This is a genomic window from Bradyrhizobium sp. NAS80.1, from assembly GCF_001908205.1.
Taxonomy (GTDB): domain Bacteria; phylum Pseudomonadota; class Alphaproteobacteria; order Rhizobiales; family Xanthobacteraceae; genus Bradyrhizobium.
In genome coordinates this window covers 1-24,300 of sequence record NZ_LGHL01000222.1, presented here as the reverse complement: position 1 = coordinate 24,300, position 24,300 = coordinate 1, and the positions used below count along the sequence as shown (strand labels likewise).

Here is a 24,300-nt window from a genome sequence, read left to right as displayed (position 1 = left end):
GCCGCCTCATACTCTGCTGTCGTCCCGGGGCGCGAAGCGAACCCGGGACCTCCGCGCGAGCGCTTGCGCTCGTCGGGATAATCACAGGCCGTGGTCGTGGCACGAAGGCGGTAACTCCAAGTCTTCGCCAAATCGCATCCTATGGCTCGCGACGAGCGCAAGCGCTCGCGCAGGGGTCCCGGATCGGCGCTCCGCTTGTCCGGGACGACGGAGGAGAGTTCACTCCCGCCCAAACGCCCGCTTCAGCTCCACCTTCGCCCGTTCAAGCCGCGTGCGCTGCGTCTCGGGCAGCGTCTTGCCGGCGCGGTTGATGTAGAAGGTCAGCATTGAGAGTGCCGAGCGGTACGCCCCGGCCTTGCGGCGCGAGCTGTGCTCGGCCGAGCGTTTGAGGGACGCGGCGATCTTCTTTGCGCTGGTCAGCTTGAATACGCCGCGCTCCAGGTCGAGCGCATCGCTTTCCTTCGTTACACGTTGCGACCAGCGCTTTGGAGCTGCGCGTTTTGAACTCTTGCGAGTGGTGCTGCGCCTCGCGCCGGTCTTTCGGCGATCCGTTCTGCGTGAGGCTGTTTTGCGGGAATGTGTCGTCTTTCTGACGTGAGCCATGCGTCAACTCCTTGCAGCTCCATCGGAAACGGGCAGTCCACGGGAGCGTTCCCAAGGGAACCTGCCTTCGCCGCAGACGTTGTTGCAGGTGGCAGGCGGAATGCCGCACCCCATGATCGGAGCGAACCCCATCCACATCATGTGAACCGGGGCTGATCGCTTTGGTCACACGCAACAACGCGATGGAATTGCAGCAGAGCCCAGCATTGAACTATGGACCTGCAGTCTCGGCGGAGGTCGCGACCGACCGCATCGTCGAGACCAGCATCCCTGCACGGCTCGATGCGCTGCCGTGGAGCGGCTTCCACACCCGTGTCGTGCTCGCGCTCGGCATCACCTGGATCCTCGACGGGCTCGAGGTGACGCTGGCTGGCGCGCTCTCCGGCGCGCTGAAGCAGAGCCCGTCGCTGCAATTCTCCAATCTCGATCTCGGCGTCGCCAATTCCGCCTATCTGGCCGGCGCCGTTCTGGGCGCGCTCGGCTTCGGCTGGCTCACCGACCGCATTGGCCGCAAGAAACTGTTCTTCATCACGCTCGCGCTTTATCTCACGGCGACCGCCGCGACCGCATTGTCCTGGGACGTCGCGAGCTATGCGCTGTTTCGCTTTCTCACCGGGGCCGGCATCGGCGGCGAATACACCGCGATCAACTCCACCATCCAGGAACTGGTGCCGGCGCGCTATCGCGGCTGGACCGATCTCGTCATCAACGGCAGTTTCTGGATCGGGGCGGCGATGGGCGCGGTTGCAGCCATAGTGCTGCTCGATCCCGCTGTGTTCGGTCCCGATCTCGGTTGGCGTCTCGCCTATCTCATCGGCGCGACCATCGGTCTCGTCGTGCTATTGATGCGAATGTGGATTCCCGAGAGTCCGCGTTGGCTCATGATCCACGGTCGTCCCGATCAGGCCCACGCCATCGTCGACGACATCGAGCGCTCTGTGATCGGACATGACCATGATGCGAGCGAAGGACGCTTCACGAAAATCCGCCTAAAGATGCGCACTCACACGCCGATCCGCGAGGTCGTGCACACGCTGTTCTCGGCCTATCGCCAGCGCGCGCTGGTCGGCCTCGTGCTGATGAGCGCGCAGGCCTTCTTCTACAACGCCATCTTCTTCACCTTCGCGCTGGTACTGACCGACTTCTACGGCATCAGCGCCGACCACGTCGGCTGGTACCTGCTGCCCTTCGCGGCCGGCAACTTCCTCGGCCCGCTGCTGCTCGGACGCCTGTTCGATACGCTTGGTCGCCGCAGCATGATCGTGTTCACCTATGGCGTCTCCGGTCTGCTGCTGGCGTTCTCAGGCTATCTGTTCTCGATCGGCGCACTCAGCGCGCAAGGACAGACCATCGCCTGGATGGTGATCTTCTTCTTTGCCTCGCCCGCCGCGAGCGCGGCTTATCTCACCGTCAGCGAGACCTTTCCGCTCGAAGTCCGCGCGCTGGCGATCGCGGTGTTCTACGCGGTCGGCACCGGCATCGGCGGGGTGATCGGACCCGCGCTGTTCGGCGCACTGATCGATACCGGATCACGCAACAGCGTGTTCGCCGGCTATTTGCTGGGGGCATTTCTGATGATCGCGGCCGCGATTGTGGCGTGGCGCTATGCCGTCTCCGCGGAGCGCAAATCGCTCGAACAAATCGCGCGGCCGCTCGCCTTTTTGGAGTAGAGTATGAAATCGGAACTCGCTGAATTGGATCAGAAGCGCGCCATGCCCGATGATGAAGCGCCCGATGCGGTGCCCGTGCCGCATGCCCTCGTCCCCCATCTCGACGAGACAGCGATCCTGCTCGATATCGACGGTACGCTGCTCGACCTGATGCCGACGCCGCGTGAGGTGTGGGTTCCGCCGGGCCTGTCGGATACGCTCACCCGGCTGGCCGAGCGCACCTCCGGCGCGCTCGCGATGGTCAGCGGCCGCTCGCTCAACGACATCGACCTGATCTTCGCGCCCGACGTCTTTCGTGCCGTCGCCGGTCACGGCGCGGAGATGCGCCTGTCGGCCGGCAACGAGGCCGACGACGTGCACGCTCCGCCAATGGACAGGGAGTTGAAGCGGCGCCTGGCTTCGATCGCAAAGCTCAGCCCTGGCATTCTGCTCGAGGACAAGGGCTATTCGCTGGCATTGCACTACCGCCTGGCGCCGCACGCGGAGAAGGCGATCTACGAAGCCATCTCGCTGATCCGCGCCGACCTGCCCAATGCGCCGATCGAAGTGCTGCCCGGCAAGTTCGTTTTCGAGATCAAGCATTCCGGCTTCACCAAGGCGACCGGCGTGCGCGAATTGATGAAGCGTGAACCGTTCAAAGGACGCCGTCCGATCTTCATCGGCGACGACGTCACCGATGAAACCGTGTTCGCAATCATGCCCGACATGAACGGGCTTGCCTTCTCGGTCGGCCGCCGTGCCATCGGCGTCGACGGCCACTTCGATGCGCCGAAGGATGTGCGCGCGTTCCTTGCGCGCCTGCTCGAGGATACAAGGTTGGAATAAGGCATCGCCACCGCAGAGCCACATTATTGCACGCGCAGTTCCATTGCGCGCGTCATTCCTGCTGCGCGAAACAGTCGCTCAAGCTCTCATTCTCGAATGAAATCGCCGGGTTCCTCGCAAGGAAACTGGTTCCAACGCACGTGCCTGATTTTGGTTTCAATTCGTACAAATGATGACAGGAACCATATTGATGAACGGCAGTTAAACGGGCTGGAATGAACAGGAGGGGACGCCCTGTGAACTTAGTGATCGTTTCAAATCGAGTTGCGCGCGGCAAACCCAACGAGCCCATGACGGGCGGCCTCGCTGCGGCACTGCTTCCCGTCGTAGAGTATTCGGGTGCCATCTGGGTGGGTTCCTCCGGCCGCGTGCGTGACGGCAATCAGAAGGAACCGTTCGCCGAGATCGAGGCGCTGGGCTCGGGCGCTATTGCGACGCTGGATCTGCCGGCGGCGCACTATGGCGGCTATTACGAAGGTTTTGCCAATTCGGCGCTGTGGCCGGCGCTGCATTCGCGCAGCGATCTGATCCGCGTCTCGCGTGAGGACTATGTCAGCTATCGCGAAGTCAACGCCTTCATGGCGCGCGCCTTGATGCGCTTCCGAAAAGCCCGGACCGCGTTCTGGGTGCAGGATTATCACTTCCTCTCGCTCGGCGCGGAGCTGCGCGATCTCGGCATCGACGATCCGATCGGCTTTTTCCTGCACACGCCGTGGCCTGTCGCCGCGGTGATTCAGGGCGTGCCCAATCATCGCGAGCTGATCACGGCGATGCTGGCCTACGATCTTCTCGGCTTCCAGACCGAGGAGGATCGTCAGAACTTCCTTGGTTATGTCGGCGGCGAGCTCGGCCTCACCGTCGATGATGGAGGCGTGCTCTCGCAGCACGGCCGCACGCGCTGCGAGGTCTTCCCCATCGGCATCGATGCTGAGAAGTTTGCGCAATATGCCGCGAAGTCGGCCTCGCATCCCGACGTGTCGCGACTGCGCCGCAGCCTGAATGGCGAGCGGCTCGCGATCGGCGTCGATCGGCTCGACTATTCCAAGGGGCTAGTCAATCGCATCAGCGCGTTCGACCGTCTCTGGACCGATCAGCCGCAGTTCGCGCGCGACATCTCACTGCTCCAGATCGCCAACCCCTCGCGCGGCGGCATCGAGGCCTACGGCAATCTCCAGAACGAGGTCGCGCGCCTCGTGACCGACGTCAACGGCCGTCATGGGGAGGTCGACTGGACGCCGATCCGCTACCTCAACAAGGGCTTTAGCCAGGCCGTGCTCGCCGGTCTCTATCGCACCGCGCAGGTCGGCGTGGTGACGCCGCTGCATGACGGCATGAACCTCGTCGCCAAGGAATACGTCGCCGCGCAAAATCCGGCCGATCCGGGTGTGCTGGTGCTGTCGAAATTTGCCGGCGCGGCCAATGAACTCGACGCCGCGCTGCTGGTCAATCCGCACGACATCGACGGCATGGCGCGCGCGATCGCGATTGCGGCTGCGATGCCGCTCACCGAGCGCAAGATGCGCTGGGACGCCATGATGAAGAAGCTGCGCGGCCACACCATCCAGCAATGGTCTGCCGACTTCGTCACTGAGCTGGAAAGGTGCCGGCCCGAAAAGACCGCCGTCGCCCCGCTCGCCGCCCAGCCGCCGCAGGCGCTGCGCTGGCTCAAGTCTGCGATCTCAGGCGTGCGGTTGATCTAGCAGTCTGCTGAAGAACCCCCTCGCCACGGAGGGGGCTTGATGATTCACTTTGTCATCTCGAATCGGTGGAGATGATCATGCGCGGCAGGTTTACGGATCAGGGCGGCCTGTTTTCGTACATCGCGCCGGATAAGCGTGTGCCAGCGAACCATCCGTTGCGACAGGTCCGGGAACTTGTCCGGGATGTTTTGAGTGATTTGAACCGCAGCCTTGGGAGGCTCTATGCCAACGAGGGACGCCCATCGATCCCTCCGGAGCAATTGTTGAGCGCCTTGCTGCTGCAGGTGTTTTACGGCGTCCGCTCGGAGCGGCAGTTGATGGAGCAACTGGACTACAATCTTTTGTACCGCTGGTTCGTGGGACTGTCGCCGGACGATCCGGTGTGGGACCCGACCACCTTCACCAAGAACCGGGAGCGGCTGCAGAACGGCGATGTGTTCACGAAGTTCATGACCAGGCTTCTGAACCATCCGCAGGTCAAGCCGCTGCTGTCGGACGAGCACTTCTCGGTGGATGGAACGCTGATCGAAGCCTGGGCTTCACAGAAGAGCTTTCGCCCCAAGGACGGCAGTGGCGGCGACGATGACGGCGCCAACTTCCACGGCCAGAAGCGCAAGAACGACACCCATGCGAGCACCAGCGACCCGGACAGCAGGCTTTATCGCAAGGCGGCCGGACGGGAGGCCAAGCTTTGCTATATGGGCCATGCCACCATGGAGAACCGCCACGGGCTGGCGGTGGCCGGCAGGGTCACGCATGCCAATGGCACCGCCGAACGCCGGGCTTCGGAGACCATGCTGAGGGCGAGACGCAAAGCCGCAGGCCACCGCATCACGGCCGGGGAGGACAAGGCGTACGATACCGCCGATCATGTCGCCAATCTGCGCGCCATCGGCGTGACGCCGCATGTGACGCAGAACCGGGCCGTCACCACAACCGGCAAGACCCGCAACAGCGCCATCGACGAACGAACCACGCGGCATCCGGGATATGGCATGTCGCAATCGCGCCGGGCGATGGTCGAGTGCATCTTCGGATGGGGCAAGCAGCACGGCACCATGCGCAAGACCAAACATCGTGGCATCGCTCGCGTCGCCGCCGACTTCCTGCTCAATCTGATCGCCTATAACCTGATCCGCATTCCCAAACTGCTTGCCGCGTAGCCACCCCGCGTCAGGAGACACCCAACACCAGCCTGCAAATCGCCTCCAACTCCACCGCGCCGCCTCCGACAATAGCCGCAACGACTACAAAACTCTCCATTCAAAAGGTTTTTCAGCAGACTGCTAGTTCGTCTCCCTCGCCCGCATTGTGTGTTCGACGCAATCCGACCTCTCCCCGGAACCGGGGCGAGGTAAGAGCAGCGCCGCCCACCTCAATAGCAATACGACACGCCATCCAGGATCGCGCACTGCCGCTTGTTGGGCGCGTTCGGATCGTCCAGCGGCACCATGCCGTTGCCCTGTCCGACGAACACGCCGGGCCCGACATGCACCGAGCTCTTGTTGCCGATGATCACGCTCTGATGCGGTGTCGAGCTCGAGCGCGTGCCGTCCGGCCAGAGGATGGCGTCGCCCGAAAGCACCCGCGCCGCCCGTCGTCGCAGCTCACGTCGACGCCTTGCCGGGTGCAGACCTGTGCCAGAGCCGGCACGGCGAAGGCCGAGCCAAGGGCCGAAATCAGGCCCAGCGCGGCGATGGTCTTGCGGATGGTCATGGCGTCCCCGGGGGTGTTGGGCGTTCTCGAGTGAATCGTCGTACCAAACCCGCCACGGGTTCAGCCGGCGGGCGGATCAACGCTCCGCGCAGCCCAAATATTCCCTTGCAAATACAATAAGTTGAGGAAATTTCACCCGATTTCCCTGGGATCCCTTGCAAAATCACTGGCGCCCCTTCAAGAGAGGGCGCTCCGGAGAGATGGCCGAGTGGCTTAAGGCGCACGCTTGGAAAGCGTGTGTGCGGGAAACCGTACCGTGGGTTCGAATCCCACTCTCTCCGCCAACACCTTCCAAAACCCTTAAACAGACCTGCACTGCCGGCTCTGCCAGGCGACTCGCTTCATAAACTTCGATCCTGTCGTAAGGAGCAGTCGACGCTCAGAATCGCCAGCCGACCTTCAGCGTAGCGCTTGCTTCCCATTGGTTGAAGCTGACGCCCGGCACAGTCGACCAGACCTTGAGGTGTGACGCTTGCAGGTCGATCGCCGGACGCCCGAGCAGATTGGCGACGCTTTCGCTACCGAACAGCGATGCGGGAATGATGTATTCGAGCGTCACAATCGGCAGCACCTCCCAGTCGCGGCTCGTTTTGCCGAAGCGGTCGGGCTCGTACCAGCGGCCGAGCAGCTCGACCGCAAAGCTAGCGTTCCAATTCTTCGAAATGGCCCACGACACTGACGGAACCAGGACCAGCGCGTCTGACGAGAGCTGCGGCTCTCGCAGGCGCCTCTGCACGAAGGCCGTGAGGCCGAAGGACCAGACAGTCTCGGCGGACGTGTCGGCCGCGAACGGCACAGGCTGGAAGGAGCCGTCGAAATGGAAACTCTTGTTGAAGCCGAGATTGATGTCCTGCCGCGCTTCCGTCTGATTTGAGAATGTCGGGAGGTAGCTGAAGCGCGGCGTGATGGCAAAGTAGGGCGAGAAGGCCTGATCGTTGGCCGGGTCGACATATTGCACGCGGCCGGAGAAGGTCAGGCGGTCGATGTCGGCGTCCGAAGCGTTGGAGAAGCGCTTGAACTCCGAACGGGCGCTGACCGAGACGCGGAACGGCAAGTCGCCGAGCGGCGCCGCCGCCGAGAGATTGGCGACCGGAAATGTGCCCCAGCTGGCTGGGCTTCCGGAGCCAAGCTCCAGCGGGTTCGAATCGAAGTTGAGGGGGACGAGACCATTGAACCGGATTTGCGGCCTCACGGCCTGCTGCTCGGCGCCGGGCGCGGTCGCGTAGAGGTTGTCGTAGTTGCCTGGCGTCGTGCGGTTGAGCGTGCCGAGGATGGCGTCCGTACGCGCGTCGTCGGCGTCGACGCCGGCGTCGCTCCGGTCTCCGACCGCGCTCCGGTCTGCGGTGGCCTGCGCGCGCACGCTCGATGGCGTCGACACGATGGCGAGGAGCGCGATGACTGCTGCGAGCGCCGCCGCGGACCGGACCAAACCGCCCCTGCTCACCGTTCCGATCCAATCCGCATCAGCCATCTCCCGGTCCTCCGTGTCGTCTCCGTCTGAAGGGAGGGCGCCAGGGAGCCGATTGCCCCCAGCGCCACGACGGCGTCTCATCCCCCCGCGTTTCGGCTCCCTACGCCGCGCAGTGCAAGTCTCACCGATCCTCGCTGCGCGCCGCGTCAGTAGTCAACCGCGTCACGGATGATCGGGCAGGTCATGCAGTGTCCGCCCCCGCGTCCGCGGCCGAGCTCGGCGCCGGCGATGGTGATGACCTCGATGCCCGCCTTTCTCAGAAGCGTGTTGGCGTAGACGTTGCGGTCGTAGGCAAAAACAACGCCAGGCGATGCGCAGACGAGATTAGCGCCGCTGTCCCACTGCGTGCGCTCGCGCATGTAGTCGGTGCCGCCAGTCTCGACGACGCGCATCTCCTTGAGACCCAGGGCGTCGCGAACCGTTTCGACCAGGCCGCCGTCCTTTCGCAGATCGAGCGTTCCGGGCTTCGACCCGGGCCGGTAGGAGAAGCACTCGATCTTGTTGACTATGTCCGGATAGATCAGGACGCAGTCGCGATCTGCGAAGGTGAAGACCGTGTCGATATGCATGGCAGCGCGCAGCTTCGGCATGGCGCCAATGATCACGCGGTCGGCCGCGCCCTTCTCGAACAGGCTCGCCGCCAGTTGGCTGATCGCCTGCCGCGACGTTCGCTCGCTCATGCCGATGAGCACGTTGCGCTTGCCGATTGGCATGACGTCGCCGCCCTCGAGGGTTGCGAGGCCCCAGTCCTTGGTGGGATCGCCCCACCAGACATTGACCTTGCCGGCGAAGCGGGGGTGGAACTTATAGATCGAGGTCGTGAGGATCGTTTCCTCGTGCCGCGCCGGCCAGTAGAGCGGGTTCAGCGTGACGCCGCCATAGATCCAGCAGGTGGTGTCGCGGGTGTAGAGCGTGTTGGGCAAGGGCGGCAGAAGATACTCGTTGACGCCGGCCGCGTCGCGCACTAGCCCCAGGGTCTCGCCGCCGATATGCTGCGGAAACTCCTGCGTCGACAGGCCGCCGATCAGCGTCTCCGCGAGTTCACGCGGCTTGAGCGCCTCGAGATAGCCGCGAACCTCGTCGATGAGGCCGACGCCGACCTGATCGGCCGTCACTTGGTTATCGAGAATCCATTTCTTCGCCTCGGGAACTGCAACCGTCTCGGCGAGAAGATTGTGCATTTCCAGCACCTCGACGCCGCGATCGCGCATCTTGGTCATGAAGTCGAAGTGGTCGCGCTTGGCGGTGTCCACCCAGAGAACATCATCGAACAGAAGATCGTCGCAGTTGCTGGGGGTCAGGCGCTGGTGCGCGTGTCCAGGCGCACAAACCATCACCAGACGAAGCTGGCCGACTTCCGAGTGGACACCGAAGGTCGTCGAAGTATCCGTCATCGTCGTGAGCTCCTCGTGTTCCTTACGCTCCACATTTGCGGGCCGGGCGCGCTTCCCCGACAAATCGTCTTGCCTTCTATTCCCTCACGGCGTGATGAGTCCGGTCGCGAGTCCGTAGACGCCGATGGCGGCTGCGATCAGCGTGACGGCGAAGATGCCGAATTCGACCGGCGTGAACAGGCGCGCGTTCTGCTCCCGTCGCGCCCAGACATAGAGGATCGTCCCTGGCGCGAAGAGCACCGTCAACAGCAGTACGTATTTCAGTCCCGCTGCGACGAACATGAAGACTGTGTATATAACCGCGATCCACGCGATGACCTGATCGCGGCCGCGCTCGTCCGGCGTCTTCTCGTAGCCCACACCGCTTCGAGCCAGAAGCACTCCATATGCCGCGACGAGCAGATAGGGCAGGAGCGATGTCACGCTCGTCATGTTGAGCATGAAGTTGAAGGCGTCCCGCGACCAATAGGTCGAGATGATGAACAGCGAAACAACGATGTTCGAGAGCCAAAGCGCAATGGCGGGAACCCCGTTGCTGTTCTGCGCGGCGAAGAGCCGCGGCATATCCTGCGACTTGCCGGCGGCGAACAGCACTTCCGCGCAAATCAGCGTCCAGGCTAGAAACGCGCCCAATACCGAAATCAGCACGCCGATCGAGATCAGCACCGCACCCCAGTGCCCGACGGCGAGCTCCAAGGCGCCGGCAAGTGACGGGTTCGCCACCCCCGAAATCGCCGCGCGCGGCGCCACCGCATAGGGAAGCAGCGTGATTGCGACCATGAGGCCGGTGACGCCCACGAAACCGAGAACGGTCGCGGCGCCCACGTCCGAGCGCTTCGTGGCGTAGCGGGAGTAGACGCTCGCCCCCTCGATGCCGATGAAGACGAACACCGTGATCAGCATCGTGTCGCGCACCTGCGCCACGAGGCTCTTTTCCGGCATTCCCACGCCGCCGAAGAAATTCTCGGAGAACTGCGAATAGTTGAAGAAAAAGACGAATAGCAGGACCGCCAGGATCAGCGGCACGATCTTGGCGACTGTGACGATCGTGTTGACGTACGTGGCCTCCTTGACGCCGCGCAGGATCATGAAATGGAACGCCCAGACGCCGACGAGCGATACGACGATCGCGACGACGCTGGTGCCGTCCCCGAAGATCCGAGGGAAGAATCGGCCGAGCGTCGTGCCGATCAGCACCCAGTAGAAGACGTTGCCCAGCACGCTGCCGATCCAATAACCGAAGGCCGACAGGAAGCCTGTGTAATCGCCGAACCCGGCCTTGGCGTACGCGAAGACGCCGTTGTCGATGTCCGGCCGTTTCTCGGCGAGAGCCTGGAACACGCGCGCGAGCATGTACATGCCGGTTCCCGCGATCGCCCAGGCGATGAGCGCGCCGAAGGGGCCGGTTGCCGTCGCGAACCGGCCGGGAAGGTTGAAGATCCCAGCCCCTACCATCGAGCCGATGACCATGGCGGTCAGCGAGGAGAGCGGAAGCTTCTGCTCGGTCGTTGAGGACGCCGAAGACGCTGACGACGTTGTCGAAGACGTCATCTTCCCCTCCTTCATCTCCCTGCCGCGAACGAGCCGGTCAGAGGATTACTCTTTGGTGGCACTATCGGCCGCCGGGTCGGAAAAATCCAGTCGATTGGTTGTTTTGGCAAAAATAAACAACCCGCGGGAGCGCGCCGCGGCAATCTGCACAACATGCAATACAAGTGGATGTTGGATCCGACAGTCACGACCTGGGGGCCATGCAGCTTCGGGGGCGTCGGAATCACCGCATCACCGCATGTAGAAGTCATTGGCGTTTCCATGCCTAAGTCCCTACCCTTTTTGTGGCACCTGCGGAGCGGAAGGGTCGGCCCGCCCTGATTCACCGAACCACGCGACATAAAGTGTGGGCAGGAAAACGAGCGTAAGGAGTGTCGCGACCAGCAGGCCGCCCATGATCGCGAAGGCCATGGGCCCCCAGAATACTGTGGGCGCAATGGGGATCATCCCGAGAACGGTCGACACTGCCGTCAGCATGATTGGACGGAAGCGCGAGCTGCTGGCATCGACCGCTGCTTCCCGGGGCCCCTTGCCTTGCGCACGCTCTGCCTCGATCTGACCGATCAGGATCACCGCGTTCTTGCTGATCATGCCGAGCAGAGCCAGAACGCCGAGAATGGCAACGAAGCCCAGAGGTCTGCCGGAGAGCATCAGCGCCGCAATCACGCCGATCAGACCGAGCGGCGCCACGCTCAGGACCATGAACAATCGCGGGAAGCTCTGCAGCTGAACCATGAGAACCGTGAACATCACGAATAGCATCAGGGGCACCACGGCGAGGACGGATGCCCGCGACTTTTGGCTCTCTTCAACGGTGCCGCCGACAACTACGTCGTATGATGCGGGAAGCGTCTTTTTCAGATCCTCGATAGCTGGCGAAAGCGAGTCCACCACCGTCTCCGGCAGCGTATCGCCGGCGATGGCAGCCTGGACCGTCAGGGTCGGAACGCGGTCACGCCGCCAGATCAGGGGAAATTCCTGGTCATATTCAAAGGTCGCAAACTGGCTGAGCGGGACCGTTTGCCCGCCAGGCAGCGGCACCTGCAAGGTGCGCAGGGTGGCAAGCGAGACACGCTGCTCGTCGGTTGCGCGCGCCACAACGTTGACCAGGTAGATGTCGTCGCGAACCTGGGTGACGGGGGTACCGGATATGACGGTGTTGAGGACGGTTGCTATCGCCTGCGAACTGAGTCCGAGAAGCCGCGCTTCGTCCTGATCGACACGAATGCGTACCTGGCGGCCCGGCTCCATCCAGTCGAAATTCACCTGCTTGGCCTTGGGATTGCCGGTAACGATCTGCGCGACCTTGAGCGCGATTTCACGCACTCGCGCCACGTCGGGGCCGCTGATGCGATACTGCACCGGCCAGCCGACCGGGGGGCCGAGCTCGAGCGGAGCAACGGACGAAATCGCGTTTGGAAATTCCTCCGCCAGGAACCTATCCAGCTTCGCATGCAACCGCTCCCGCGCCGCGACATCCTTTGCCACCACAACCGCCTGCGTGAAGAAATCGTTGGGTAGCTGGACGTTGAGCGGCAGATAGAAGCGAATGGCGCCGCGACCCACATAGGTGCTCCAGTGCGCGACATCAGGATCGCCGGTCAACTTCGCATCCAGGTCTTTGGCGGCTGTTTCGCTCGCATAGATCGATGAGTTCTGCGGCAGGCTGAGATCGACGAGCAGCTCCGGTCGATCCGACGACGGAAAGAATTGGCGCGGGATGAAGGGCAGCGCGAGAAGCGATGCAATGAAGAGCGCCAGTGAAACGACAATCGTCAGCCATTTTGCGCGCATCGCGAACGTGAGGACGTTGCGATACATGCGGTAAATTCCGCCCGGAGCGTCGTCGTTCCTCTGCTTCGGCGGAGCCAGAATGACGGCTCCCAGCAACGGCGTGAAGATGACTGCAACGAACCAGGATACCAGCAGCGCGATGGCGACCACGGCAAACAGCGAGAAGGTATATTCGCCCGCCGAGCTGGCGGCGAAGCCGACCGGTATGAAGCCGGCGATCGTCACCAGCGTGCCCGCGAGCATGGCGAAGGCATGGGTCCGGAACGCGTAGGTCGCGGCCTCGACCTTGCTGCCGCCCTCCGCCAGCCGGGTGAGCGTGGCGTCGGTGGTCGTCATCGCGTCGTCGACGAGCAATGCAAGTGCGATGATCAGCGCGCCCAGGGATATTCGCTGCATGTCGATGCGGGCGATCTCCATGACCGGAAACACGATCGCGAGCGTCAATGGTATGGCGAGCGCGATAATAAGTCCGGGACGAACGCCCAGGCTGATGAAGCTAACGGCGAGAATGATCGCGATCGCCTGCAGCAGCGATGTCATGAACTCGCCGATCGCCTTGTGCACGACGACGGATTGGTCTGCGACCAGGCTCGGCTCGATGCCGATCGGCAGGTCCGCGGTGATTTGCGCCATCGCTTTCTTGATGTTTTGGCCGAGCGTAAGGATGTCGCCGCCTTCCCGCATTGCAATCGCAAGCCCGATTGCCGGCTGGCCGTTGACACGAAACATCGGTTGCGGCGGGTCGGCGTGACCACGCCGCACCCGCGCGATATCGCTCAGGCGCAGCATGCGGCCGCCGGCAGCGAAGTTGATGCTGGCAATGTCCTGCTCCGAGGAAAAGCCGCCTGACACCCGTAGCGAAATGCTTTCGGAGCCGGTCTGAATCGTTCCGGCAGGCCGCACGATGTTCTGGGCCTGAAGCGCCGCGATCAGGGCCGATCGATCGATCCCGAGGGTAGCAAGCTCCTTTTTGGAGAACTCGACGAAGATCACCTCGTCCTGTTCGCCCAACAGCTCGATCTTCGACACGTCAGGCACAAGGAGCAGCCTGGAGCGGATATCCTCGACATGGTCGCGCAGTTCGCGCTGCGTGAAGCCGTCGCTGGTAAAGCCGTAGATGATGCCGAACGTGTCGCCGAAATCGTCGTTGAAGCCGGGTCCGATAACGCCGGCAGGCAGCGTATGGCGCATATCGCCGACGGATTTCCGGACCTCATACCAGGTGTCGGAGACTTCCTTGGCGCTGGCACTCCCCTTCAGGTTCACAAAGATGGTCGTGACGCCTGCCCGGGTGAAGCTGCGCAAGAAGTCCAGATGAGGCGTTTCCTGAAGCTGGCGCTCGAGTCGCTCCGTTACCTGCTTCATCGTCTCTTCGACGGATGCCCCGGGCCAGGCAGCCTGAACGACCATGGTCTTGATGATGAACGCAGGATCCTCGTTCCGGCCGAGCCGGAAATAGGACAACACGCCGGCGACCACCGCAACGATCATCATATAGACGACAAGCGAGCGATGCCTGAGTGCCCAATCGGAAAGGTTTACTCCGGTCATGGTGCTGACCCGAGCACGCGGACCTTCTGACCCGGATGAAGTGCCTGGACTCCGGCCGTGACAATTATTTCCCCTCTATCGAGGCCCTGGGAAATGGTCGCTTGCGCTTCATTAAATCGTGCAACCTCGACGTTGCGGATCGAGACCGTGCTGGTGTTGGGATCGACAACCCAAACGGCGGGCTGTTGATTCATCTTGGTCAAGGCCGTCGACGGAACGTCGATCGTCGGCCCCGCGTTCGTTTGGACCCGACCCACGACGGTCGCGCCAAGTCGCATCGCCGCCGGAGGGTCGGTCAGTCCGACCTTGACCTCGAAGGTTCGGGTTACCGGGCTGGCCTGTGCGGCAACCTCTCGGACGCGGCCTTGCGCGGTTACGGTCGGGTCATCCGCAAGGCTCACGGTGATTTGCGGATCGACCGATCCAGACCGGATCAATTGGGCGGGTACATCAAAGACCGCGTCGCGGCCATCCTGTCGGGCGATCTTGGCTATCATCTGCCCGGCCTGGACGACTTCGCCGGCGCCGGGCCCCGTCGCGGTGATGACGCCCGGCGCGTCGGCCTTGAGTTCGGTAAAACTGACCAGATCATGCGCCGAGTTGAGCTGAGCCTCGGCAGCGTCCACCTGTGACTGCGCGGTCTGGCGGGCCTGGGTTGCAGCATCGTAATTCGCGCGCGTAGTCCATCCCTGTGCCAGCAATGTCTCCTGGCGATCGAAATGATTGCGAGCCTGCGTGAGCTGGCCCTGAGCGGCGGCCAGCGCCGCCTGCGCCTGTCGCAGCGCATTCATTTCGTTCTGGGGTTCCAGTCGCGCCAGCGCCTGTCCGGCCTTCACCCGGTCGCCGATCTTGGTGTCGTTCTCCAGGAGGCGTCCGGAAATCCGGAATGCCACGCTCACCTCATCCTCGGCTTCGATCCGGCCAGTAAACGTCAGCGGTGTTGACGTCTCGCGTCTCTCGATAGTTGCGGTTCGTACTATTCGCGGTGTGGGCGTAGCCGCGTTTCCTGCTTCTCGGTTACAGCCGGCCAGCATCACCGAGAAGGACGCTGCCACGAGCATAACTGTCAGCATCAGTCCTGGTGTCGTTCGGCCGCCGTGCATAGCCATGACTGGCCTTTCCAATTTCGGAAAGTTCGTCTGGTCGACAAATCTCTGCCTCGAGCAGGAGTTGGGCCAAGCCCGCTTGTACCGAGACACGGCCATCTGTCGCTGTCTTCGCGGATATTCTTTGCCGAAGTGCCCTTCTCTTGTATCGGTAAATCTACTGGGAACCGGCGGATGTAACCCCGGACTGCGGCCCCTTTGGAATACTCAGGCCGAGGCTCAGTTCGGAACTTGATGTCGAGCTTCGAGTCTCTTCACTCCCGTCGTCGTCCGCTCCGGCTCGGAGCTACAATCGAGCAGGGGGCAGGCGAAGTGTTCTTCGTCGCATCAATCCATGCAAAGGATAGCCCCAGCGTGATATTGCTGTCGTGCAGCAATTGGCGGGGATCGGTTCGGGCTGGCTAAAGCACAGAGGATTATGCCTGCATGCCTAGGGATTTCCCTTATCTTTAATCAGGCGATCACCCAATGTCCCGGGTTCCGTTACTAGCGCATGGTACCGGCGACATGGTCTGGTTACCGATCGAGGAATCCAACATGAGTGGATCTTCAGGGACACCAGATGCGAATGCGGGCGTCATAGCCGGAGGATTCTGGTGGAGCGCCACTTCCCGAGCAGCATGGTTCGTCTGCCTCTGGTTAGTGCTGGCTGGAGCGGATCCCGCCGACATTCCTGCCGCAGCCGCCGCCGTCGCTGCAGCGACCTGGACGAGCTTGCGCTTGCTTGAGCCCAGGACAGCACGGCGCTCGGTTCGTGCCATCGGTCAACTGGTGTTGCTGTTCCTGTACCACTCGGTCGTGGCCGGAGCGGATGTCGCAAGGCGCGCGCTCGATCCGCGGTTGCCCTTGCGCCCGGGGTTCGTGGCTTATCCGACCCGTCTTTCATCCGGGATACGTCGCAACGTATTCACAACGCTCACCAGCCTGCTGCCCGGCACGGTGCCGACCGGAGAGGAGAACGGTCAGCTGGTCTATCACTGCCTAGATGTCGAGCAGCCGATGGTTGCCGAGCTTGCTGCAGAGGAAGCGGCCTTGGTTCGAGCGCTCTACAATGACTGAGTTCCTGACAGCCGCAGTCGGTTTCATTCTCGCGATGCTGGCGTTAGGGCTGGTGTCAATCCTGCGTGGTCCGGGAGACGCCGACCGTATGATGGCAGCGCAGTTAATCGGAACCGGTGGTATCGCAACACTGCTGCTGCTCGGCACGGTAGCGAACCTGCCGGCAGCAATCGACGTGGCCTTGACTTTGGCGCTTCTCGCCACGTTCGCGTCTATCGCTTTTGTCAAGAAAGGGCTTTCCAGCCTCGAAGCCGACGGTAGCGCATCAACGGAGACCACATGAGTTTGCTACGCGACATTATTACGATTGTGGCGGTGTCGGCGGGCGCGTTCTTCTTTCTGGCCGGCACCGTCGGCCTTCTTCGCTTTCCCGATACGCTGACACGCCTGCACGCACTCACGAAGGCAGACAATCTTGGCCTCGGTCTCGTCGTGCTTGGATTGCTCCCGCAAGCAGCAAGCCTCCGCGACGGGTTCAAGTTGGTCAGCATCTGGCTGCTCGGACTGCTCGCGGGTGCGACCGTCTCGCAACTGATCGCGCGCGCCGCGCGGCAAGGTGAATCGGCCAGATGAGCATCGCGACAATCTTCGAAATCGTGCTTGCGGCTGTCGTGCTGGGCCTTGGCATCTGGACGATCGTCGTGCGCGAGACCTATTCGGCGACGGTCGGTTACGTTGCTTACGGACTGCTGGTTGCGCTGATCTGGGTACGCCTCGACGCCATCGACGTTGCGCTGACCGAGGCCGCAATCGGCGGAGGGCTGGGCGGCGTATTGCTGCTGGGTGCGGCCGCCCGGCTGCGGGATTCCGAGCCGACGGTGGCTGACGCGCCGGGCAAAGCGGTGCGCGTGTGCGCGGCAATACTATCGGCACTGACCGCCGCGGCGCTTGCCGGCGCGGTACTGGTCCTGCCCGATCCTGCACCAACGCTTGCACCCGCGGCCGCTTCAAATGCCTGGGCGACAAGCCTGGCGAACCCCGTCACCAACGTACTCATGGCGTTCCGCGCCATGGACACCATGCTCGAGAAAGTCGTGCTCTTGCTCGCCATCATCGGCGTTTGGTCGCTCACGCCAGACAGTGCCTGGGGTGGCCGGCCAGGGCCCCGCCATCAAGCCGATCCGCATAGCGTTCTCGTCTTTCTTGCACGCTTGTTGCCGCCGATCGGCATCGTCGTCGGGATCTATATCTTTTGGACTGGAGCCAACCACCCCGGCGGAGCCTTTCAGGGCGGCGCGATTCTCGCGGCGATGTGGCTGCTGGCCATCATGGCCGGATTGGCGGACACGCCACCCGTGCGCAGTCGATGGCTGCGGCTTGTCCTCATTGCCGGGCCCGGCTTGTTCCTTGTCGTCGGCCTTGCAGGACTTCTGTTTGGCGCGGCATTCCTCTCCTATCCGCCAGCTCAAGCCAAGCCACTGATCCTCGGCATCGAGGTCGCCATGATCCTCACGATTGCGGCAACCCTCGGCCTTCTGCTTGCTGGCGCACCGGAACGGAGCGCGAGGCAATGAGCGGCGTGACTGTGTTTGGATTGTGTGCCGCTGCGGCGGTCGGACTTGGCCTCTACGGCCTGATCACGAATCCGCAGCCCCTTCGCAAGATCATCGCCTTCAATCTGCTGGGCAGCGGGGTATTCCTTCTGTTCGGTATCGTCGGACGGAGGGGCGCTGCGGCAGGCGTTGGCAACGATCCAGTGCCGCAGGCCTTGGTGATCACAGGGGTAGTGGTCGCTTTCTCCGCAACGGCGCTGGCGATCGCACTCTTGTTGCGACTGTTTCAGGCGACCGGTTCCACAACATTGAGCAATGGCGCTCCGCCGGGCGCTGGCTCAACTCCGTCTGGTGGCTGATGCTGTCCCCCACCCTGACGCTGGACGCAGCAACGACCACGAGCGGCTTCCTGCTGGTCTTGTCGATTGTCGTGCCGGTCTCGGGAGTTTTGCTGGCCTTCGTTCTGGGCGAGCGGTACGTCAGGCTGGTCGCTTACACGATTGTTATTCCTTTCGGGTTGGCGATTGCCGCGGCGATTCTCGTGGCACTGCCGCAGAATGAAGGCCCACTGGTTTACCTGCTCGGCGGCTGGCAACCACCGCTGGGAATTTCCGTGCGGACGGATTGTCGGCCGTCATGCTGGCAACCACTGCAATCGTGATCTGCGCGGTCGCCGTCTACGCCACTGCTGACTTCTCCGTTAACGCCCCGAGACCCGCGCGCCGTTCGCTTTCTGGATCTTGCTATTGGCGATCTGGGGGGCGCTGAACACGATCTTCCTGGGTGGGGATCTATTCACCCTCTACGTTGCCCTGGAATTGCTGACATTCGCCGCAGTTCCGCTGGTCTCGCTCGACGGCCGCGCGGAGACGCTGCGATCGGCGCTGCGTTATCTGCTGTTCGCGTTGCTCGGTTCGGTCCTCTATCTGGTCGGCACTGCACTGCTCTATGGTCTCCACGGCACGCTCGACATCGTGCTGCTGTCGCGTCGCGTTGGCGCGGAGCCCGCCGCACTTGTCGCAGCCGCATTGATGACAACAGGTCTTCTGGCAAAGACCGCGCTCTTCCCGTTGCACCTGTGGCTGCCGCCCGCCCACGCCGGAGCACCGGCTGCCGCCAGTGCAATTCTGTCCGGCCTGGTCGTCAAGGGATCTTTCTTCATCGTCGTGCGGCTCTGGTTCAACGTCATGCCTGGCCTGCCCGGATTCGCGGCAACGCAGTTGCTCGGCGCGCTGGGGGGCGGCGGCAATTGTGTTCGGGAGCATCGTGGCCTTGCGCCAGGAGCGTCTCAAGCTTCTGATTGCTTATTCCACCGTGGCCCAGATCGGCTATCTCTTCCTGATGTTTCCGTCGGCGTACCATGCCTCGGGCCGCCTCGTGAGTGGTGACGCCTTGGCGGGCGGCCTACTCCAAGCCGTTTCTCACGCCACCGCGAAGGCCGCAATGTTCATGGCCGTGGGGTCGATCTATGCAGCGGTTGGCCACGATCGCATCACGGGGTTGGGCGGTGTTGCACGAGCCTTGCCCCTGAACGTCCTGGTCTTTGCCCTCGGTGGAATCGCGTTGATGGGCGTTCCCCTCAGTGGCGCGTACCTTGCGAAGGATCTGTTGCTCCGGTCGGCAGAGGAGAATGGGCAGTGGTGGTGGGAGATTGCGGTCCAGGCCGGAGGGATGTTCACGGCCGCCTATGTCGTGCTCGTCCTGGCTCATGCGCTTGCGGCTTCAGACAAGCCGATCGTCCTGGCCGGCCCTACATCGCGCATTCGAGACGCGGCGCCGCTCGTCCTGGCACTATGCTCGCTATTGCTCGGCCTCGTGCCGTTGAGACCGTATCTACCGGTTCCGTCCGACATGACATCGCCCCTCTTCAGCCCCGGGATACTTTCCAAATTGCTCCTACCCGCGCTGGGAGGCGCGGTTATTGCGATCCTGGTCAGCCCTTGGCCGCATCCGCTCGCGTCTTCGACCTCCTGGAAGGCAATGATGACAGCGGCCGCCCCTGTCCGACGCGGCAGCCTCGCCCTCGGCGGCCTCGTCGAAAGAGGAAATGAGGTTCTTTGCCAATGGCCTGCGGCAAGCATGTGCCTTCTCTTGCTGGCGCTACTGCTTGGCGCATTGATGCACATGGCTACCTGAACCAACGAGCACTCGATCGGATCATCACCCGAGTTCGGAAGGAACGCGATCCTCGACGCAATCGAGTCGGCGACGAAGGCTACTTCGATCGTGACTAAGAAGGGGCGGCCGCACGGGTATTGTTCGCAAGCAACATCAGCCGTTTCCGTGTGGCGCAATTTGGGGCGTTTGACGCGTGTACCTGTCTGTACTTGAATTGTTGAATCACGAGGAAGTCTCAGTCAGGATATTTAAGGCCAACGCCAGCGAAGCGACGGGCCGGCGTCAGCCGCAATGGATAGACGTTTCGAATTTGCACGGAGACGCCCAATGATTCCCAGTACCTCGAATGCCGATGCGCTTGTCACGCGCGATGACCATGATAGCTGGGCGCAGTTGACGCTGAATAGACCCGACAAGTTGAACGCACTGACGGTGGACCTCTTTAAGGAACTGAGAGAGCACATTGGCGCTCTCGGTGATGATGAGCGTGTTCGCTGTGTGGTTCTGCGAGGCGCTGGAAAATGCTTTTCCGCCGGACACGATCTCTCGGACATCAGCACTGGCGAGAAGACCCCCTCCAGGGGATGGCATAGCGAGACGCTACGGATGTTAGAGAGGCTGCCGAAGCCCGTCGTGGCCGCTGTGCATGGTCATTGCTACACCGGCGCACTCGAGGTGGCGTTGGCCTGCGATTTCATCGTCGCCGCCGACAACGCCCGCTTTGGCGACACCCACGCAAAGTGGGCCCTGACGCCAGTCTGGGGCATGAGCCAGCGTTTGCCTCGGCGAGTGGGCGTTGCAACGGCCAAGCGATTGATGTTCACCGCTGACATGATCGATGCGTCCGAGGCCGTCCGTATCGGGTTGGCTGAGTATGTTGTTGCGATGGATCGCTTCGACGCAGAGATCCAATCGCTCGCGGAGCGTATCGCGCAGAACTCGGCCTTCTCTCACGCGGCGAACAAGAGCCTCCTTAATGCGACGGACGGCCTTCCGCTCGATGCGGGCTTGCAATGGGAAATTCTGGAGAGCCGGGGGCGCGGCCCGGATATGCAAGAGCGCATCGCCGCCTTCGAGAACAAGTCCCGGTAGTTGGTGCGAGCCTCGCACCGCTCCAATTCCTATGAGGGGTCTGGGCACCGCTAGTTGGCCGGCCTTAGGGATGCTCGGGTCGCCAAAGCCACCGTAGCGCCGGGTGATATTTTTTCCCGGGTGAAATTGACCAATTTGATCCGACTATCCGCGATGATCCCGGCGCGCCCACGACCCTGATCGAGGTTGACAGGGAGCGGTTGGCCATCTTAATCAATCAACTAACTAATTAATCATTTAACTAAACGGGAAGCCGTGGCTACGGAGAGAAACGCGCTGATGGTGGCTAGAGACATCGCTGAGAGCGATGGCGCCACCTTGCTGACCCGCATCAACAGCGCGCCGGCTCCTTACCGCGACCTTAGTCAGGACCGTGTCCTTCATCGCGGAAGCTTTATCGCGAGTTTCCGGCGCATGGCGTCACGGCGAGACAGGTCGGGCGGACGCGACGCGAGCCGGAAGGTGCGCGTTACTCGAACCAGGCCGGGAGTTCGTTCACTTCCGCGAAAATACCATTCGGATGTTTTGAGGGCGTAAGCGATGGGACGTCGATCTGAGAGACTGATGACGCAAGAGGGTCCTTCCTGCGGCATGGAAAACAGGGACGTGATACAGGTCGTCTCGCGTGCATTCGACATCTTGCGCTGCTTCGAAGATCGAACCATGCGTCTCGGCAATCGGGAAATCGCCGACCGCTGTGGTCTTCCTCGCTCGACGGTCTCTCGTCTCATGTTGACCCTCACCCGCATCGGCCAATTGGTCTACCTGCCGCAACAGCAGAAATATGCTCTGGGTCCGCAAGCCATCGCGCTCGGCGCCGCATCATTTGCGGAAAGCTGCGACGAGGTGGCCCGTGCTGGAGAACAGCAACTCCACAAGAGCTCGACCGTCCATGTGGTGGAGGATCAGCTCGCGCTTTAGGCGCTTCGAAGATCGGCGCAGCACAATTGTCGAGCCGGGTTCGGCGACAAGCAGCATCACGCACATGGTCGGAACCATCGTCACCACTCAATGAAGCAGAACGTTCGAAACGAAGGGAAGCGCATGTCCGAAGCATACATCATCGACGCTGTTCGCACCCCGCGGGGCATCGGCAAGCCGGGGAAGGGGGCGCTGTCGCACCTGCATCCGCAGCATCTCGCAGCAACGGTCCTCAGAGCGCTCAAGGAGCGCAACAAGCTGGATACGTCGACGGTCGATGACATCATCTGGTCGACATCGACCCAGGAAGGCAAGCAGGGCGGCGATCTTGGACGTATGTCGGCGCTCGCGGCCGGATACGACATCAACGCCAGCGGCACGACGCTGGATCGCTTCTGCGGCGGTGGTATCACCTCAGTGAACCTCGCGGCGGCTTCGGTGATGTCGGGGATGGAGGATTGCATCATCGCGGGCGGCACCGAGATGATGAGCTATCAACAGACCCTCGCAGCCGAGCGCTCCAAGGCAGGACAGCCGGCGCGGATGATGGGGGCGGGCAATCCTGCGCTTGACGAGATTCACCCACAGTCTCACCAAGGCGTGTGCGGCGACGCCATCGCCACGCGTGAGGGAATCAGCCGGGAGGCCTGCGATGCCCTGGCACTGGTCAGCCAGCAGCGAGCCAAGCGGGCAATCGACGAGGGCCGCTTCGCCAAGTCGGTGATCCCCGTACTCAACGACGACGGCAGCGTCGCCCTCAATCGTGAGGAATTTCCGCGCCCCGAGACCACTGCAGAAGGCCTTGCTTCGCTGAAGCCCAGCTTCGAGCAGCTTGCCGATTTCGATCTCGGCAACGGGGTGACATTCAAGAAGCAGATCCAGCGCCGCTACCCAGGCCTCGACTGGAAGGGTGTGCATCATGCCGGCAACAGCTCGGGCGTGGTGGACGGCGCCGCCGCGGTCCTGATCACGTCGAAGGAATACGCCGAGAAGCACGGCCTCAAGCCGCGCGGCCGGATCGTGGCTTATGCCAATCAGGGCGACGATCCGACGCTGATGCTCAACGCTCCGGTTCCAGCGGCCAGGAAGGTTCTCGCCAAGGCCGGTCTGACCAAGGACGACATCGATGTCTGGGAGATCAACGAGGCTTTCGCAGTCGTCGCCGAGAAGTTCATCCGCGACCTCGAGCTGGATCGGACGAAAGTCAACATCAATGGCGGCTCCATCGCGCTCGGCCATCCGATCGGCGCGACAGGATCGATCCTGATCGGCGCTGCGCTCGATGAACTCGAGCGCAGCGGTGGACGCTACGGTCTCGTCACCATGTGTGCCGCCGGTGGAATGGCGCCGGCCATCATCATCGAACGCATCTGACCAGGAAAGGATACTGCAATGAAACTCAATTCATCGGTCGCCGCCGTTGTCACCGGCGGCGCTTCCGGCCTCGGCGCAGCCACCTCGCGGGCGCTCGCTGCGCACGGCGTGAAAGTCGCTATCTTCGACTTCAACGAAGAGAAAGGCGAGGCTGTCGCCAAGGAAATCGGCGGCGTGTTCTGCAAGGTCGATGTCACCTCCGACGAGCAGGTCGATGCAGCTTTCGCCAAGGCTCGCGCGGCGCACGGCCAGGAGCGCATCCTGGTGAACTGCGCAGGCACCGGCAACGCGGTGAAGACCGCGGGCCGAGACAAGGCCACCGGCGAAGCCACTCACTTCCCGCTCGATGCCTTCAACCGCATCATCCAGATCAACCTCGTCGGTACCTTCCGCTGCATCGCGAAGTCGGCGAAGGGCATGCTGTCGCTGGCCCCGCTGGAGGACGGCGAGCGCGGTGCGGTCGTCAACACTGCTTCGGTCGCGGCCGAGGACGGCCAGATGGGACAGGCTGCTTATTCGGCCTCGAAGGGTGGCGTCGTCGGCATGACTCTGCCGATCGCGCGCGACCTGATGAATGAGGGCATCCGCGTCAACACCATCCTGCCGGGCATCTTCAACACGCCGCTGCTGCAGGGGGCCCCGGAGAACGTCAAGGCCGCCCTGAGCGCCTCGGTGCCGTTCCCGAAGCGTCTTGGCTTGCCGGAGGAATATGCGCAGCTGGCGCTGACCATGATCACCAACGGCTACTTCAACGGTGAAGACGTCCGCCTCGATGGCGCCATCCGCATGGCCCCGCGCTAGAGCGTTTTCGAGCGAAGTGGATACCGGTTCACGTGAAGAAAACGCGTCAAAATAAAAATCC

21 protein-coding genes, 1 tRNA gene and 2 pseudogenes are annotated in these 24,300 nt (G+C 62.5%); 17 read left to right on the top strand and 7 right to left on the bottom strand.

The annotated features are described in order from the left end of the window. Positions 1-219 precede the first annotated feature (219 nt). Entirely contained in the window at positions 220-603 is a 384-nt protein-coding gene (locus tag AC629_RS37760; RefSeq protein ID WP_084809802.1) for a DUF3175 domain-containing protein, read from the bottom strand. A gap of 182 nt (positions 604-785) precedes the next feature. Between AC629_RS37760 and AC629_RS37755 the strand changes: the two genes are divergently transcribed. The 4 genes from AC629_RS37755 to AC629_RS37740 all read left to right on the top strand — a co-directional run bounded on the left by AC629_RS37755 (position 786) and on the right by AC629_RS37740 (position 5,961). Then, positions 786-2,273, top strand: coding sequence for an MFS transporter (locus AC629_RS37755; RefSeq protein ID WP_084809809.1), 1,488 nt, complete (start codon positions 786-788; stop codon positions 2,271-2,273). A 3-nt stretch (positions 2,274-2,276) separates the two neighbouring features. Next, complete coding sequence (gene otsB / locus AC629_RS37750) at positions 2,277-3,098, top strand: trehalose-phosphatase (protein WP_084809801.1); 822 nt, start codon at positions 2,277-2,279, stop codon at positions 3,096-3,098. Positions 3,099-3,334: 236 nt separating this feature from the next. Further along, positions 3,335-4,798 (top strand): trehalose-6-phosphate synthase, encoded by a 1,464-nt coding sequence (locus AC629_RS37745; protein WP_084809800.1) that lies wholly within the window; start codon positions 3,335-3,337, stop codon positions 4,796-4,798. 77 nt (positions 4,799-4,875) lie between these two features. Further along, on the top strand, positions 4,876-5,961 hold the full coding sequence (locus AC629_RS37740; RefSeq protein WP_084809808.1) for an IS5 family transposase: 1,086 nt from the start codon (positions 4,876-4,878) through the stop codon (positions 5,959-5,961). A 212-nt stretch (positions 5,962-6,173) separates the two neighbouring features. Here the strand turns inward: AC629_RS37740 and AC629_RS37735 are convergent. Further along, a pseudogene (locus AC629_RS37735) lies at positions 6,174-6,514 on the bottom strand (hypothetical protein). Positions 6,515-6,708: 194 nt separating this feature from the next. Here AC629_RS37735 and AC629_RS37730 point away from each other — a divergent pair. Further along, positions 6,709-6,798 (top strand) — tRNA-Ser (locus tag AC629_RS37730). Between the two features lie 95 nt (positions 6,799-6,893). Here AC629_RS37730 and AC629_RS37725 read toward each other — a convergent pair. From AC629_RS37725 to AC629_RS37705, 5 genes are all read right to left on the bottom strand, one after another. Beyond that, on the bottom strand, positions 6,894-7,985 hold the full coding sequence (locus AC629_RS37725; RefSeq protein WP_084809799.1) for a hypothetical protein: 1,092 nt from the start codon (positions 7,983-7,985) through the stop codon (positions 6,894-6,896). 146 nt (positions 7,986-8,131) lie between these two features. Beyond that, positions 8,132-9,379 (bottom strand): arginine deiminase, encoded by a 1,248-nt coding sequence (locus tag AC629_RS37720; RefSeq protein ID WP_084809807.1) that lies wholly within the window; start codon positions 9,377-9,379, stop codon positions 8,132-8,134. Between the two features lie 84 nt (positions 9,380-9,463). Then, positions 9,464-10,930, bottom strand: a complete 1,467-nt coding sequence (locus tag AC629_RS37715; RefSeq protein ID WP_084809806.1) for a basic amino acid/polyamine antiporter — start codon at positions 10,928-10,930, stop codon at positions 9,464-9,466. Positions 10,931-11,203: 273 nt separating this feature from the next. Then, positions 11,204-14,275, bottom strand: coding sequence for an efflux RND transporter permease subunit (locus tag AC629_RS37710; RefSeq protein ID WP_084809798.1), 3,072 nt, complete (start codon positions 14,273-14,275; stop codon positions 11,204-11,206). After that, the gene (locus AC629_RS37705) at positions 14,272-15,378 is read right to left on the bottom strand and encodes an efflux RND transporter periplasmic adaptor subunit (RefSeq protein ID WP_143199757.1); all 1,107 of its coding nucleotides are present in this window, start codon (positions 15,376-15,378) and stop codon (positions 14,272-14,274) included. Before AC629_RS37705 ends, AC629_RS37710 begins: the two co-directional genes overlap by 4 nt. Before the next feature lie 471 nt (positions 15,379-15,849). Between AC629_RS37705 and AC629_RS37700 the strand changes: the two genes are divergently transcribed. From AC629_RS37700 to AC629_RS37655, 12 genes and pseudogenes are all read left to right on the top strand, one after another. After that, positions 15,850-16,440, top strand: a complete 591-nt coding sequence (locus AC629_RS37700; RefSeq protein WP_245332119.1) for a Na+/H+ antiporter subunit E — start codon at positions 15,850-15,852, stop codon at positions 16,438-16,440. Continuing rightward, positions 16,433-16,723 carry an MrpF/PhaF family protein gene (locus AC629_RS37695; protein ID WP_084809797.1) on the top strand — a complete coding sequence of 97 codons (291 nt, stop codon included), beginning with the start codon at positions 16,433-16,435 and terminating at the stop codon, positions 16,721-16,723. Before AC629_RS37700 ends, AC629_RS37695 begins: the two co-directional genes overlap by 8 nt. Further along, positions 16,720-17,013 carry a monovalent cation/H(+) antiporter subunit G gene (locus AC629_RS37690; protein WP_084809796.1) on the top strand — a complete coding sequence of 98 codons (294 nt, stop codon included), beginning with the start codon at positions 16,720-16,722 and terminating at the stop codon, positions 17,011-17,013. Before AC629_RS37695 ends, AC629_RS37690 begins: the two co-directional genes overlap by 4 nt. Next, positions 17,010-17,954, top strand: coding sequence for an MnhB domain-containing protein (locus AC629_RS37685; RefSeq protein WP_084809795.1), 945 nt, complete (start codon positions 17,010-17,012; stop codon positions 17,952-17,954). The genes AC629_RS37690 and AC629_RS37685 overlap by 4 nt, the downstream gene beginning before the upstream one ends. Further along, positions 17,951-18,292, top strand: a complete 342-nt coding sequence (locus tag AC629_RS37680; protein ID WP_084809794.1) for an NADH-quinone oxidoreductase subunit K — start codon at positions 17,951-17,953, stop codon at positions 18,290-18,292. The genes AC629_RS37685 and AC629_RS37680 overlap by 4 nt, the downstream gene beginning before the upstream one ends. After that, positions 18,292-18,594: a hypothetical protein gene (locus AC629_RS49340; protein ID WP_245332118.1), complete on the top strand. Its 303-nt coding sequence runs from the start codon at positions 18,292-18,294 to the stop codon at positions 18,592-18,594. Before AC629_RS37680 ends, AC629_RS49340 begins: the two co-directional genes overlap by 1 nt. 85 nt (positions 18,595-18,679) lie before the next feature. Further along, positions 18,680-19,321: a proton-conducting transporter transmembrane domain-containing protein gene (locus AC629_RS50005; protein ID WP_283848228.1), complete on the top strand. Its 642-nt coding sequence runs from the start codon at positions 18,680-18,682 to the stop codon at positions 19,319-19,321. Then, a complete protein-coding gene (locus tag AC629_RS37675) occupies positions 19,206-20,069 on the top strand; it encodes a proton-conducting transporter transmembrane domain-containing protein (RefSeq protein ID WP_283848229.1) in 864 nt (287 codons plus the stop codon). The genes AC629_RS50005 and AC629_RS37675 overlap by 116 nt, the downstream gene beginning before the upstream one ends. Positions 20,070-20,378: 309 nt before the next feature. Next, entirely contained in the window at positions 20,379-21,143 is a 765-nt protein-coding gene (locus AC629_RS37670; RefSeq protein WP_084809793.1) for an enoyl-CoA hydratase/isomerase family protein, read from the top strand. A gap of 540 nt (positions 21,144-21,683) precedes the next feature. Then, positions 21,684-21,965, top strand: a pseudogene (locus AC629_RS37665) (helix-turn-helix domain-containing protein); the annotation flags it as partial. A 222-nt stretch (positions 21,966-22,187) separates the two neighbouring features. Further along, the gene (locus AC629_RS37660; protein WP_084809803.1) at positions 22,188-23,438 is read left to right on the top strand and encodes an acetyl-CoA C-acetyltransferase; all 1,251 of its coding nucleotides are present in this window, start codon (positions 22,188-22,190) and stop codon (positions 23,436-23,438) included. A gap of 18 nt (positions 23,439-23,456) precedes the next feature. Continuing rightward, entirely contained in the window at positions 23,457-24,239 is a 783-nt protein-coding gene (locus AC629_RS37655; protein ID WP_084809791.1) for an SDR family NAD(P)-dependent oxidoreductase, read from the top strand. The last annotated feature ends 61 nt before the right edge of the window (positions 24,240-24,300 follow it).

Excerpts from the sequence above, each read along its gene's own strand:
- AC629_RS37695 (WP_084809797.1), top strand. The coding sequence starts at position 16,433 with ATGACTGAGTTCCTGACAGCCGCAGTCGGTTTCATTCTCGCGATGCTG.
- AC629_RS37715 (WP_084809806.1), bottom strand. The coding sequence starts at position 10,930 with ATGACGTCTTCGACAACGTCGTCAGCGTCTTCGGCGTCCTCAACGACC.
- AC629_RS49340 (WP_245332118.1), top strand. The coding sequence starts at position 18,292 with ATGCTGTCCCCCACCCTGACGCTGGACGCAGCAACGACCACGAGCGGC.
- AC629_RS37690 (WP_084809796.1), top strand. The coding sequence starts at position 16,720 with ATGAGTTTGCTACGCGACATTATTACGATTGTGGCGGTGTCGGCGGGC.
- AC629_RS37700 (WP_245332119.1), top strand. The coding sequence starts at position 15,850 with ATGTCCCGGGTTCCGTTACTAGCGCATGGTACCGGCGACATGGTCTGG.
- AC629_RS37720 (WP_084809807.1), bottom strand. The coding sequence starts at position 9,379 with ATGACGGATACTTCGACGACCTTCGGTGTCCACTCGGAAGTCGGCCAG.
- AC629_RS37660 (WP_084809803.1), top strand. The coding sequence starts at position 22,188 with ATGTCCGAAGCATACATCATCGACGCTGTTCGCACCCCGCGGGGCATC.
- AC629_RS37670 (WP_084809793.1), top strand. The coding sequence starts at position 20,379 with ATGATTCCCAGTACCTCGAATGCCGATGCGCTTGTCACGCGCGATGAC.
- AC629_RS37685 (WP_084809795.1), top strand. The coding sequence starts at position 17,010 with ATGAGCATCGCGACAATCTTCGAAATCGTGCTTGCGGCTGTCGTGCTG.
- AC629_RS37705 (WP_143199757.1), bottom strand. The coding sequence starts at position 15,378 with ATGCACGGCGGCCGAACGACACCAGGACTGATGCTGACAGTTATGCTC.
- AC629_RS37760 (WP_084809802.1), bottom strand. The coding sequence starts at position 603 with ATGGCTCACGTCAGAAAGACGACACATTCCCGCAAAACAGCCTCACGC.
- AC629_RS37740 (WP_084809808.1), top strand. The coding sequence starts at position 4,876 with ATGCGCGGCAGGTTTACGGATCAGGGCGGCCTGTTTTCGTACATCGCG.
- AC629_RS37680 (WP_084809794.1), top strand. The coding sequence starts at position 17,951 with ATGAGCGGCGTGACTGTGTTTGGATTGTGTGCCGCTGCGGCGGTCGGA.
- AC629_RS37755 (WP_084809809.1), top strand. The coding sequence starts at position 786 with ATGGAATTGCAGCAGAGCCCAGCATTGAACTATGGACCTGCAGTCTCG.
- AC629_RS37710 (WP_084809798.1), bottom strand. The coding sequence starts at position 14,275 with ATGACCGGAGTAAACCTTTCCGATTGGGCACTCAGGCATCGCTCGCTT.
- otsB (WP_084809801.1), top strand. The coding sequence starts at position 2,277 with ATGAAATCGGAACTCGCTGAATTGGATCAGAAGCGCGCCATGCCCGAT.
- AC629_RS37655 (WP_084809791.1), top strand. The coding sequence starts at position 23,457 with ATGAAACTCAATTCATCGGTCGCCGCCGTTGTCACCGGCGGCGCTTCC.
- AC629_RS37725 (WP_084809799.1), bottom strand. The coding sequence starts at position 7,985 with ATGGCTGATGCGGATTGGATCGGAACGGTGAGCAGGGGCGGTTTGGTC.